At 63.2% G+C, this 11552-nt stretch carries 11 protein-coding genes; 8 read left to right on the top strand and 3 right to left on the bottom strand.

Features of this window, described 5'->3' with window-relative positions; genetic code table 11:
- The first annotated feature begins 496 nt into the window (after nucleotides 1–496).
- The 5 genes from ACTHNZ_RS01465 (at nucleotide 497) to ACTHNZ_RS01445 (ending at nucleotide 5400) form a co-directional block, all read left to right on the top strand.
- Nucleotides 497–1186 (top strand): ABC transporter permease, encoded by a 690-nt coding sequence (locus ACTHNZ_RS01465; protein WP_440540709.1) that lies wholly within the window; start codon nucleotides 497–499, stop codon nucleotides 1184–1186.
- Between the two features lie 3 nt (nucleotides 1187–1189).
- Nucleotides 1190–1903, top strand: coding sequence for an ABC transporter permease (locus ACTHNZ_RS01460; protein ID WP_440540708.1), 714 nt, complete (start codon nucleotides 1190–1192; stop codon nucleotides 1901–1903).
- A 3-nt stretch (nucleotides 1904–1906) separates the two neighbouring features.
- Nucleotides 1907–2674 (top strand): ABC transporter ATP-binding protein, encoded by a 768-nt coding sequence (locus ACTHNZ_RS01455; protein WP_440540707.1) that lies wholly within the window; start codon nucleotides 1907–1909, stop codon nucleotides 2672–2674.
- Nucleotides 2675–2966: 292 nt separating this feature from the next.
- A complete protein-coding gene (locus ACTHNZ_RS01450) occupies nucleotides 2967–3710 on the top strand; it encodes an FkbM family methyltransferase (RefSeq protein ID WP_440540706.1) in 744 nt (247 codons plus the stop codon).
- Nucleotides 3711–4287: 577 nt separating this feature from the next.
- Nucleotides 4288–5400 carry a porin gene (locus ACTHNZ_RS01445; RefSeq protein ID WP_440540705.1) on the top strand — a complete coding sequence of 371 codons (1113 nt, stop codon included), beginning with the start codon at nucleotides 4288–4290 and terminating at the stop codon, nucleotides 5398–5400.
- Nucleotides 5401–5669: 269 nt separating this feature from the next.
- Here the strand turns inward: ACTHNZ_RS01445 and ACTHNZ_RS01440 are convergent, their stop codons facing one another.
- On the bottom strand, nucleotides 5670–6008 hold the full coding sequence (locus ACTHNZ_RS01440) for a P-II family nitrogen regulator (RefSeq protein WP_440540704.1): 339 nt from the start codon (nucleotides 6006–6008) through the stop codon (nucleotides 5670–5672).
- Between the two features lie 78 nt (nucleotides 6009–6086).
- Entirely contained in the window at nucleotides 6087–7787 is a 1701-nt protein-coding gene (locus ACTHNZ_RS01435; protein ID WP_440540703.1) for an NAD+ synthase, read from the bottom strand.
- Between the two features lie 123 nt (nucleotides 7788–7910).
- Here ACTHNZ_RS01435 and ACTHNZ_RS01430 point away from each other — a divergent pair, with 123 nt between their 5' ends.
- Nucleotides 7911–9086, top strand: coding sequence for a GNAT family N-acetyltransferase (locus tag ACTHNZ_RS01430; protein WP_440540716.1), 1176 nt, complete (start codon nucleotides 7911–7913; stop codon nucleotides 9084–9086).
- Nucleotides 9087–9137: 51 nt separating this feature from the next.
- Complete coding sequence (locus ACTHNZ_RS01425) at nucleotides 9138–9410, top strand: GIY-YIG nuclease family protein (RefSeq protein WP_440540702.1); 273 nt, start codon at nucleotides 9138–9140, stop codon at nucleotides 9408–9410.
- Here the strand turns inward: ACTHNZ_RS01425 and ppa are convergent.
- The gene (gene ppa / locus ACTHNZ_RS01420; protein ID WP_440540701.1) at nucleotides 9400–9927 is read right to left on the bottom strand and encodes an inorganic diphosphatase; all 528 of its coding nucleotides are present in this window, start codon (nucleotides 9925–9927) and stop codon (nucleotides 9400–9402) included. The two genes, ACTHNZ_RS01425 and ppa, sit on opposite strands and share 11 nt — an antisense overlap.
- Nucleotides 9928–10067: 140 nt before the next feature.
- Between ppa and ACTHNZ_RS01415 the strand changes: the two genes are divergently transcribed.
- Complete coding sequence (locus tag ACTHNZ_RS01415; RefSeq protein WP_440540700.1) at nucleotides 10068–11507, top strand: aldehyde dehydrogenase family protein; 1440 nt, start codon at nucleotides 10068–10070, stop codon at nucleotides 11505–11507.
- Nucleotides 11508–11552: the final 45 nt, after the last annotated feature.

Raw genomic sequence — 11552 nt, 5'->3', positions numbered from 1 at the left:
CCCCCCCCCCCGCCCCCCCCCCCCCCCCCCCCCCCCCCCCCCCCCCCCCCCGCCCCGCGCCCCCGCGCCCCCCCCCCCCCCCCCCACCGCTCGACGCCGCGCCGCTTCGACCGGCGCGGCGTTTTTTTTTCGGCGACTCGGCAGCGTGGGCGTCGCGACGTTCGCCGCATTCCCGCTGGGCGTTCTCCACTCGGATTCGCCGACGCGGTGCGCAGCAGGGGTTCCCCGCAGTCGCAGCGCAGCCGGCTTCAGGTAAAATACCGCGCTTTTCCGGCCAGCCGCCCTTTTCGTGGGGCGGCGGCGTTCGGTCCACCGCGGCGCGCTCAGTGCAAAGCGGCGGCCGGCGTCGGAGAAAAGACCGGATCCGGCCTTCGTTTGCTCGCTTAGACCACGGCACGTTGGCTCCGATATGGGCGGCGTACCATTTTTGGCCGCTTAGTATTTCGTTTTGCGGTGCGCGCCGATCCGCGCGCCGTCAAGGACCGCACTTCCTACCATGTTCTTACAAGGCTACGGCCCGCTGATCCTCGCCGGCACTTGGCAGACCGTCAAGCTGTCGCTGCTGTCGCTCGCACTGGCCTTCGTGCTGGGGCTCGTCGGCGCGGCCGCGAAGCTGTCGAAAAACCGGCTCTCGAGCGGCATCGGCACCGTCTATACCACGCTCGTGCGCGGCGTGCCCGATCTCGTGCTGATGCTGCTGCTCTTCTACAGCATCCAGATCTGGATCAACAATCTGACCGACTTGCTCGGCTGGGATCAAATCGACATCGATCCGTTCGTGGCCGGCGTGATCGTGCTCGGCTTCATCTACGGGGCCTACTTCACCGAAACGTTCCGCGGTGCGTTCCTTTCGGTGCCGCGGGGCCAGCTCGAGGCGGGCGCGGCCTACGGCATGACCGGCTGGCAGACGTTCTCGCGCATCATGTTCCCGCAGATGATGCGGTTCGCCCTGCCCGGCATCGGCAACAACTGGCAGGTGATGGTCAAGGCCACGGCGCTCGTGTCGATCATCGGCTTGGCCGACGTCGTCAAAGCCTCGCAGGATGCTGGCAAGGGCACGCTGCGCTTTTTCTTCTTCACGTTGATCGCCGGGGCGATCTATCTCGCGATCACGACGGTTTCGAATCTCGTGCTGCTCTGGCTCGAGAAGCGGTACTCGATCGGCGTGCGTAGAGCCGAGCTATAAACCATGATCGAGCTGATTCACGACTACTGGCGCAATTACCTTTTCACGGACGGCTATCAGACGACGGGCCTGGCCATCACGCTATGGCTGCTCGTCGTGTCGATCGGCATCGGCTTTTGCCTGTCGGTGCCGCTCGCTTGCGCGCGGGTATCGAAGAACAAGGTACTGTCGAGCGCCGTCTGGCTCTACACCTACATCTTCCGCGGCACACCGCTCTACGTCCAGCTACTGCTCTGCTACACGGGCCTGTACAGTCTCGACGTCGTGCGCAATCACGAGCTGCTGAACGCGTTTTTCCGCCAAGGCATGAACTGCACGTTGCTCGCGTTCACGCTCAACACCTGCGCTTATACGACGGAAATCTTCGCCGGCTCGATCAAGGCCACGGCGTACGGCGAGATCGAAGCCGCACGCGCCTACGGCATGTCGACGTTCACGCTCTATCGGCGCGTGATCCTGCCCTCGGCACTGCGGCGCGCGCTGCCGCTGTACAGCAACGAAGTGATCCTGATGCTGCATGCGACGACGGTCGCCTTCACGGCCACCGTGCCCGACATTCTCAAGGTCGCGCGCGATGCCAATTCGGCCACGTATCTATCGTTCCAGGCGTTCGGCATCGCGGCCCTGCTCTATCTGGGCATCTCCTTCGCGCTCGTCGCACTGTTTCGCCGCGCCGAAAAGCGCTGGCTCGCCTATTTGCGCCCGCAAGGCAAGTAACTCATGCATAAGCTCTTCATCGACGACCTGCACAAGCATTACGGCAACAACGAAGTCCTCAAGGGCGTTTCCCTGAAGGCCAACGCCGGCGACGTCATCAGCGTCATCGGCTCGTCGGGCTCGGGCAAGAGCACGATGCTTCGCTGCATCAACTTCCTCGAGCAACCGAGCGCCGGGCGCATCTATGTCGACGGCGAAGAGGTCAAGACCGGCAAGGACAAAGCGGGTGCGCTGCGCGTGTCCGATCAGAAGCAATTGCAGCGCATTCGCACGAAGCTGTCGATGGTGTTTCAGCACTTCAATCTCTGGGCGCACATGAACGTGCTCGAGAACGTGATCGAAGCGCCGATGCACGTGCTGGGGCTTGCGCGCAAGGAAGCCGAAGAACGGGCGCGCACGTATCTCGAGAAGGTGGGTCTCGCCCCTCGGCTCGAGAAGCAATACCCGTCGCATTTGTCCGGCGGACAGCAGCAGCGTGTGGCCATTGCGCGCGCGCTGGCGATGAATCCCGATGTGATGCTGTTCGACGAGCCGACCTCCGCGCTCGATCCCGAACTCGTCGGCGAAGTGCTGAAGGTCATGCAAAAGCTGGCCGAAGAAGGACGGACGATGATCGTCGTCACGCACGAGATGGGGTTCGCGCGCAACGTGTCAAACCATGTGATGTTTCTCCACCAAGGGCGCGTGGAAGAGGAAGGCGCGCCGCAGGAAGTATTCGGCAATACGCGGAGCGAACGCCTTCGCCAGTTCTTGTCGGGTAGTTTGAAGTAAGGCGCTTGCACGCAACGTCGAGCGCGTTTTTACGGCCGCCCGGGGTGAGCTCCCCAGGGCATTTATTTTGGCCGAAATGTACGGCTTTACGCCCAAGAACCACTAGAAACAACTATAGACGTTCGGAAAATACTCTATATAGTTGACGGGCGGATTGTCGAGTCCGGCTTCGCGTGTTGCATCGCACGGGGAACGGCGAAGGGCGGCGTTAGCTCCCGCCCGCGCGCCGCGTTGCCGACGCCTCGATCGTCCAAGGCAGCTTCAGGGCTCATGAAAAGCAAAGGGATCTGGAATGATAAGCGCCATCAAGGCCAACGTAGCCAGAATCAAACACAACTTGATCGATTCCCAGAAACTTTATGCGAAATGGGAGCAAATTCATTTAAAACGACTTTTGAGTCATCTGAAGATTGACTGCGTGTTCGATATCGGCGCCAACCAGGGGCAATATGCCGATATGCTCAGGCGTAAGGCCGACTTCAAGGGCTACATTATTTCGTTCGAACCGAACCCGAGCGATGCCGCCATTTTGCGCAAGCGCTCGGAGCGCGACAGCAAATGGATCATCAATGAGCTTGCCATTTCGGACAAGGACGGAACGGCCGAATTCAACATCATGCAAGCGAGCCAGTTCAGCTCGCTGAGCACGCCGAATCATGAAGACGTCAAATTGTTCACCGAATCCAATTGCGTGAGCAGGACGATCACCGTCAAGACGGAGCGCCTCGAGAGCGCGCTGCGCCGGCTTCAGGCGGAGCATGCTTTTCATCGGCCATTCCTGAAGATGGATACGCAGGGTTATGACGTCCACATCTTCAAAAGTTCGCTGGGCGTCGTCCGCGAGTTTCTCGGCCTGCAGAGCGAGCTTGCGATCGCCAAGTTGTACGCGGACTCCGTGGACTTTCGTGGCGCGATCACGGAATACGAGCACGGGGGCTTTACGCTGAGCGCGTTCGTTCCCAATAACTCGGGCCACTTTCCGATACTGGTCGAAGCGGACTGCATCATGATTCGTTCGGACCTGGCGAACGTTTGAAACCGCGCTGCCGCCCTCCCGTTCAGCGCTAGCCCATCGAGGCAGCCGAAAGGCTCGCCCATGTCGAGGATGAGCACCTCGATGCGCACTGTTGCCCGCACCATTCGCGAACACGGCCACGGAGCGCAGCCGCACAGAACTACTCTGACCAATATTCCTCGTCAATACATAAATTCCTCGACGACAAGTTCGCAGGACCTGTGCGTCCTTGTCCGGCTATGGCCTGCAAGGCCCTCGGGGGCGCCCCCGCAGGCCGTCCCAGCATATGAATATGGCAATTAAGAGACATCTTCTAGCGAGACTACGATTTGCTTGGCCACAGGGATGTATTTTTGCTAAATTAGTAACCAAAGTAGCAAAACAAAGTTCTGCAAATGTAGTTTTACTTCAAACGAGGAGACACCGCCCCACGAGCGGCCTCGAACCCGAGCGCAGCGCGTCCGGCTCACCCAGCCCGCAGCTCGTCCTCGCGTGTTCCGACGGATCTCCCTGATACGGATTCCCGCTCGGGCGATGCTCTCGCCCGAGCGCTATTCGCAGTAGTGGCTTCACTTTTGACAGGGTAATGGAGGAGAAGATGAAGAAAGCTTTGCTCGCCGCAGCGCTCATGTCGGCTGGCGTCATCGCTCACGCTCAAAGCAGCGTGACGTTGTATGGCCGCTTGGACGGAGGTATCGAGTACATGACGGGCATCCCCAATGCCACGGGCGGCGGTTCGAGCTCGCGTTTCCGCGCTGAGGGCGGCGACTGGGGCACGAGCCTGTGGGGCATGAAGGGCGTTGAAGACATCGGCGGCGGCAACCAAGTCGTGTTCAAGTTGGAAAACGGCTTTGGCCTGATGAACGGTGCAGCCCAGGGCAACCTCTTCAATCGGTGGGCGACGGTCGGTCTCTCCAACGCGAACTACGGTACGTTCACGATGGGCCGCATGCTCTTCATCTCGAACGGCGTGTGGGACTTCGACCCGTTCGGTCAATCGAGCTGGTCGTCGGCATCGCTCGTGCGTGGCCGCAACTGGCCGCAGTCGAGCAACAACTTCGCGTACCAATCGCCGAAGTGGGGCGGCTTCGATTTCTACGGTCAGTACTCGCTGTCGAACACGACGAACTGGAACGGCAACAACCCGAGCGGTCAAGGTCGTGAAGCCGGTCTGCAACTGACGTACACGAACTCGCTGTTCCAAGTGCGCGGCATCTATGACGAAATCCGCAACCCGACGAACGGTACGCTGAACGGTACAGCCCTCAATCCGAACAACACGACGCCGAGCGGTGCGTTCAACTATTCCCGCGAATATACGGCAGCCGCGAACGTGTTCCTCGGTCAGTTCAAGCTGTCCGGCGCCTATCAGGCGATCCGCACGTCGGGCAACGTCACGGTCCTTGGCGTTCCGTCGACGCTCGATCATGAGTGGGGTGGCGTGACGTGGCAAGCCACGCCGGCTGCTGCTGCAATCGCCGCTGTCTATCACGTGAACGGCAACAACGGTGCGGGCAACGCGACGATGTACACGATCGGTGGCACGTACAACCTGTCCAAGCGCACGCTGCTCGACATCCAGATCGCAACGGTCCGCAACAGCAAGAACGCGAACTTCAGCCTGGAAGCGAACGGCATCGGCAATGCGGACAACCCGCTGGCCGGCCACAGCCAATCGGGCGTCTACGCCGGCATTCAACACTCGTTCTAAACGAGCGGCGTAGCCTAGAAGAACAGACTTAACCCAGTTTTACAGTTTCAAGTTTCACGCTGCTGCGAGAGGCGCGTATCGGTGCGGTGTCCGTCAGGGCGTCGCACCTTTTTTTTTGTATCTACGTTTTTATTGTGTGCTTCGTACCGGCCTGCGCCGGTTGGGCTGCGTGACTATACCCTAATCACGCAAGCCTACAGCAAGCGCCATCCGCGCCTGCGGCGAATGGCCCGCCGCCTCATGCGGCGGATGATCGACGAACGCGTTCGTCAAACCGCCGCTTCGTTCTCCTCACCCGTGCGTATCCGAACGACACGCTCGACTTCGGTGACGAAAATCTTGCCGTCGCCGATCTTGCCCGTGCGCGCGGCGCCGATGATCGCGTCGATGACTTGATCGCATTGCGCCGCCGCCACGACCACCTCGATCTTCACCTTCGGCAGGAAATCGACGACATATTCGGCGCCGCGATACAACTCGGTGTGGCCTTTCTGACGACCGAAACCCTTGACCTCGGTGACGGTCAGCCCCGTCAGCCCGACTTCGGCCAGCGCTTCACGGACTTCGTCGAGCTTGAACGGTTTGATGATGGCGGTGATGCGTTTCATGGTATGCCTCGTGGAAATCCGACAAAGAAGGTGATCGATTCTACCTTGCGGCGCCGAAAGCCCGGCGCCGCCGCGAACTCATCGAATCGGCTCGGTGAAGCGTGAGGTGATCGGATAGCGCCAGTCGCGCCCGAATGCGCGGTGCGTGACACGAATGCCGATCGGCGCCTGGCGCCGCTTGTACTCGTTGAGCTTGATGAGCCGCGTGACGCGCGCGACGTCCTCGCGCGCATAGCCGGCCGCGACGATCTCGGCCAGCGATGCGTCCTCTTCCATGTACATGCGCATGATCGCATCGAGCACTTCGTAGGGCGGCAGGCTGTCCTGGTCGGTCTGGTTCTCACGCAGCTCGGCCGACGGCGCGCGCGTGAGAATGCGCTCGGGGATCACGTCGCGCTTGGTGAACAGCGCCGCGGCGTTGCGGTAATGGCAAAGGCGATAGACGAGCGTCTTCGCAATATCCTTGATGACGGCGAAGCCACCCGCCATGTCGCCGTAGAGCGTGCAATAGCCGACGGCCATTTCGCTCTTGTTGCCCGTCGTCAGCACGAGCGAGCCGAACTTGTTCGAGAGCGCCATGAGCAGCGTGCCGCGAATGCGCGCTTGGATGTTTTCCTCGGCCGCATCTTCGGGCAGGCCTTCGAACTCGCCGGCCAGCGCGCCGCGAAACGCTTCCATCATCGGCGCGATGGCGATTTCGTCGTAGCGCACGCCGACGCGCCGCGCCATCTCCGCCGCATCGGACGTGGAAATATCGGCCGTGTAGCGCGACGGCATCATGACGGCGCGCACACGTTCGGCACCGAGCGCGTCGCAGGCAACGGCCAGCACCAGCGCCGAATCGACGCCGCCCGAGAGCCCGATGATCGCGCCCGGAAAACCGTTCTTGCCGATGTAGTCGCGCACGCCGAGCACGAGCGCCGCATAGACCTGCGCCTCGAGCGATTCGGCCGGCGCGATTTCCCCTGGGAGCGGCCGGCCATCTTCGAATTCGACGATCGCATGGCCTTCGACGAACTGCGGCATCCGCGCGGCCATTTGGCCTTGCCCATCGAGCACGAACGAGCCTCCATCGAAGATCAGCTCGTCTTGCCCGCCGACGAGGTTCACGTAGACGACGGGCAGACCCGTTTCCGCAATGCGCGAGCGCGCGATGTCCACGCGCACGGCTTCCTTGTTCATATGGAACGGCGAGCCGTTCGGAATCAGCAGCACCTGCGCGCCCGCGGCTTTCGCGAGCTGCGCGGCCGACGCATGCCAGGCGTCTTCGCAGATGATGACCCCGTACGTCACGCCGTCGAGCGAGAAAACGAACGGATGGGTAGCCGATGCGAAGTAGCGTTTTTCGTCGAATACCTCGGTGTTCGGCAGGTCCTGCTTCATGTACGTGCCGACGATTCGTCCGTCGGCGATCAACGAAGCGGCATTGTAGGTATCGACGGGCGGTGCGCCGCGCCGAATCGGCCGGTTTGCATTACCATGATCGCGCGCCGCGCCCGCTTCGTTCGCGCGGTGAGGATGGCCGACGAGCACGTGCAGCCCCGAAAGCGGGCGCAGCGCTTCGGCCAATTCGGCGAGCGCCGCGGCGCTCGCGGCATAAAAGGCGGGGCGCAGCAGCAAATCTTCGGGCGGATAGCCGGAGAGCGAAAGCTCGGGCGTGATCAGGAGCCTCGCACCGTCGCGATGCGCGGCCCGCGCGCAATCGACGATCTTCGCGATGTTGCCGGCGAAGTCGCCGACGGTGACGTTGATTTGGGCTAAAGCAATACGGGTCTTCATGGCAATGAGCGGCAAGCGGCCGGCAGGGCCGGATGACTCGGCGGAACGAACGATGAGCGACGAACGACGGGCACGCGAGAACCGCGGATGCCTCGCGCCGTCCCGAAGAACACGGTTAGACAGTTGAAACAGGAACGCATCGATTATCGCATGGGGCTCATCGCCTCGCCGGATGAAGTCGACGCGCGCGAATGGAACGCGCTCGTCGCGCGCCAGGAGCAGCCCACGCCGTTCCTGCGCCATGAATTCCTGAGCGCGTTGACGAGCACGCAATGCGCGACCGAGGAGACGGGCTGGGGGCCGCGCTTCGTCACGCTCGTGGATGCGCAAACGGGCGCGCTGGCCGCGGCGGCGCCGCTTTACGTGAAGAGCCACTCCTATGGCGAGTACGTGTTCGACTGGGCGTGGGCCGACGCCTATCAGCGCAACGGCCTCGCGTACTATCCGAAGCTCGTTTGCGCCGTGCCGTTCACGCCCGTGCAAGGCACGCGGCTCATCGCCGTCGACGATGCCGCGCGTCGCCGGCTCGCGGCAACGTTGATCGCGCTCGCGGAGCAGTCGGACGTGTCGTCGCTGCATGTGCTGTTTCCGACCGAACGCGACGCAGCGGCACTCGCGGAACTGGGCATGATGCGGCGCGAAGCCATTCAGTTCCACTGGCTCAACGACGGCTACCGCGACTTCGACGATTTCCTCTCGACGCTCGAGCAGAAAAAGCGCAAGAACATCCGGGCCGAGCGGCGCAAGGTGCACGATGCCGGCGTCACGCTGCGGCGCGTGCGCGGCGAGGATGCGACGGATGCGGATTGGCGCTTCTTCAGCCGCTGCTACCGGCAAACGTACCGCGAGCACTTTTCGTCGCCGTATCTGAACCTCGATTTCTTCCGCTCGATCGGGCAATCGATGCCCGAGAACCTGCTGCTCGTCATCGCCGAGCACGAAGGGCGGCCGATCGCGAGCTCGCTGCTCGTCTATCAGCGCGGCGACAAAACGGGCGGCACGCTCTACGGCCGCTACTGGGGCGCCGTGGAACACGTCCCCTGCCTGCACTTCGAAACCGCGTACTATCAGCCGCTCGAGTTTTGTATCGAAGAAAAGCTCGCCGTGTTCGAGGGCGGCGCGCAAGGCGAGCACAAGATGGCGCGCGGCTTCATGCCGACGGTCACGCATTCGGCGCATTGGCTCGCCCACCCTGCGTTTTCCGATGCGGTTGCGCGGTTTCTCGACAACGAAGCGAATCTGATCCATGCGCACGTCGACGAGTTGCGCGAGCACGATCCGTTCAGGAAACGCGGTTAGCGCCCGGCGGCCTTGCGCCCCGGCGCGAAAGATCGATTATCGATTTCCACGATGACCTGGTTTCTCTACCTGATCGAATGCGAGGACGGCAGCGTCTATACGGGCATCGCCACCGATGTTCAAGCGCGCTACGTCAAGCACGTGGCCGGCAAGGGCGCGCGCTACACGCGTTCGCGCAAGCCCGTCGCGCTCCTGGCTTCGTTCGAGCTTGCCGACCATTCGAGCGCATTGCGCGCCGAATATCGGGTCAAGCAGCTCTCGCCGGCCGACAAGCGCGCGCTTGCGGCCGGCACGCGAACGCTCGCGTCCGTGCTTACTTCTTGAAGTTCGCGACGCCTTCGGTGATTTCCTGGTGCGCGGCATCGATGCCGGCCCAACCTTCGACCTTGACCCACTTGCCCTTTTCGAGCGCCTTGTATTGCTCGAAGAAGTGCTTGATCTGATCCTTGAGGTAGCCCGGCACGTCGTCGATCGACTTCATGTGCGCCGTCATCGGGCACAGCTTGTCGTGCGGCACCGCGACGAGCTTCGCATCGACGCCCGATTCGTCGGTCATTTGCAGCATGCCGAGCGCGCGCGAGCGCACGACGCAGCCCGGAATCAGCGGGAACGGCGTGATGACGAGCACGTCGACCGGATCGCCGTCGCCCGACAGCGTTTGCGGGATGTAGCCGTAGTTCACCGGGTAGCGCATGCCCGTGCCGATGAAACGGTCGACGACGAGCAGGCCGAGTTCCTTGTCCGCCTCGTACTTGACCGGGTCGCTTTGCGCCGGGATTTCGATGACGACGTTGAAGTCTTGCGGAAGATCCTTGCCCGCGGGGACGTGATTGAAGCTCATGGCGTTCTCTTGAGGTAGGGGTGGATGCGTTGCGCGCCATTATAGCCGAGCGATGCATACCACTTTACGTACGGATAGCGCCATAATCGGCCCTTGGTAACGTTTCGACTGACGGTTCTGACTGACAAGAGGAGCCTCACATGGAAGAAGCGAAGCACTTCGTCGGCGGCGATTGGGCCCTGGCGGCCGGCGGCGAGTCCATCGACGTGATCGATCCGTCCGACGGTCAACCGTTCGCGCGCATCGCGCGCGGCAACGCCGCCGACGTCGACGCGGCCGTCGCCGCCGCCCGCCGCGCCTACGATGGTGCGTGGGGGCTGCTCAGCACTGCAGAGCGCGGCCGCGTGCTCTACCGGCTCTCGATGCTCGTGGCGGCCCGCGGCGAAGAGCTCGCGCAACTCGAGGCGCGCGACACGGGCAAGCCGCTGCGCGAGGCGCGCGCGGATGCCGCCGCCCTCGCCCGCTACTTCGAGTTCTATGCCGGCGCCTGCGACAAGCTGCATGGCGCAACGCTCCCCTATCACTCCGGCTACACGGTCATGACCGTGCGCGAGCCGCATGGCGTCACCGGTCATATCGTGCCGTGGAACTACCCGATGCAGATCTTCGGGCGCAGCGTCGGCGCGGCACTCGCGGCGGGCAACGCCTGTGTCGTCAAACCCGCGGAGGACGCCTGCCTGTCACTGCTGCACGTGGCGGCGCTCGCGGCCGAAGCCGGCTTGCCCGACGGCGCGCTCAACGTCGTCACAGGCTACGGCACGGAAGCCGGCGCGGCGCTCGCGCGCCATCCGGGCATCGATCACGTTTCGTTCACCGGCTCGCCGAGCGTGGGCACCCTCGTCGCGCAATGGGCGGCCGAGCATCATGCCCCGGTCACGCTCGAGCTCGGCGGCAAATCGCCGCAAATCGTATTCGCCGACGCGGATCTGGACGCGGCGTTGCCGACCCTCGTGGCCGCCATCGTGCAGAACGCCGGTCAAACCTGTTCGGCGGGAAGCCGAGTGCTGATCGAGCGCGCGGCCTACGGGCCGCTCGTCGAGCGCCTCGCCGCGGCGTTCGAAGCACTGCGTGTCGGACCGAGCACGAGCGACCTCGACTGCGGCCCACTCATCAACGCCAAGCAGCATGCGCGCGTCGCGCAATGCGTCGCCGATGCCGAGCGCGATGGCGTTCGTCTCGCGGCTAGGGGGCAAATCGTGGCCGACGCGCCGCGCGGCGGCTTCTACCAAGCGCCGACGTTGTTCACCGATGTACCCGCCGAGCACCGCATCGCCCAAGAGGAAATCTTCGGGCCCGTGCTCGCCGCACTGCCCTTCGATGACGAGGCGCAAGCCCTGACGCTCGCGAACGGCACGCGCTACGGGCTGGTCGCCGGCGTCTGGACGCGCGACGGCGCGCGTCAATTGCGCCTCGCCCGGCGCCTGCGCGCGGGGCAAGTCTTCATCAACAACTACGGCGCGGGCGGCGGCGTCGAGCTGCCGTTCGGCGGCACGGGCCGATCGGGCCACGGGCGCGAAAAGGGATTCGAGGCGCTCTACGGTTTCACCACGCTCAAGACGATCGCGATTCGGCACGGTTAGGCCGAACGGCGGGCTCGACGAATCCGGGTTCGAACGCGGGTTCGC

It is taken from the genome of Trinickia sp. (genome assembly GCF_051953955.1).
Classification (GTDB): domain Bacteria; phylum Pseudomonadota; class Gammaproteobacteria; order Burkholderiales; family Burkholderiaceae; genus Trinickia.
This window is presented reverse-complemented; position numbering and strand designations above follow the sequence as displayed.

Bases quoted from the DNA above. Each gene is read 5' to 3' on its own strand.
- ACTHNZ_RS01465 (WP_440540709.1), top strand. From the start codon at position 497: ATGTTCTTACAAGGCTACGGCCCGCTGATCCTCGCCGGCACTTGGCAG.
- ACTHNZ_RS01460 (WP_440540708.1), top strand. From the start codon at position 1,190: ATGATCGAGCTGATTCACGACTACTGGCGCAATTACCTTTTCACGGAC.
- ACTHNZ_RS01455 (WP_440540707.1), top strand. From the start codon at position 1,907: ATGCATAAGCTCTTCATCGACGACCTGCACAAGCATTACGGCAACAAC.
- ACTHNZ_RS01450 (WP_440540706.1), top strand. From the start codon at position 2,967: ATGATAAGCGCCATCAAGGCCAACGTAGCCAGAATCAAACACAACTTG.
- ACTHNZ_RS01445 (WP_440540705.1), top strand. From the start codon at position 4,288: ATGAAGAAAGCTTTGCTCGCCGCAGCGCTCATGTCGGCTGGCGTCATC.
- ACTHNZ_RS01440 (WP_440540704.1), bottom strand. From the start codon at position 6,008: ATGAAACGCATCACCGCCATCATCAAACCGTTCAAGCTCGACGAAGTC.
- ACTHNZ_RS01435 (WP_440540703.1), bottom strand. From the start codon at position 7,787: ATGAAGACCCGTATTGCTTTAGCCCAAATCAACGTCACCGTCGGCGAC.
- ACTHNZ_RS01425 (WP_440540702.1), top strand. From the start codon at position 9,138: ATGACCTGGTTTCTCTACCTGATCGAATGCGAGGACGGCAGCGTCTAT.
- ppa (WP_440540701.1), bottom strand. From the start codon at position 9,927: ATGAGCTTCAATCACGTCCCCGCGGGCAAGGATCTTCCGCAAGACTTC.
- ACTHNZ_RS01415 (WP_440540700.1), top strand. From the start codon at position 10,068: ATGGAAGAAGCGAAGCACTTCGTCGGCGGCGATTGGGCCCTGGCGGCC.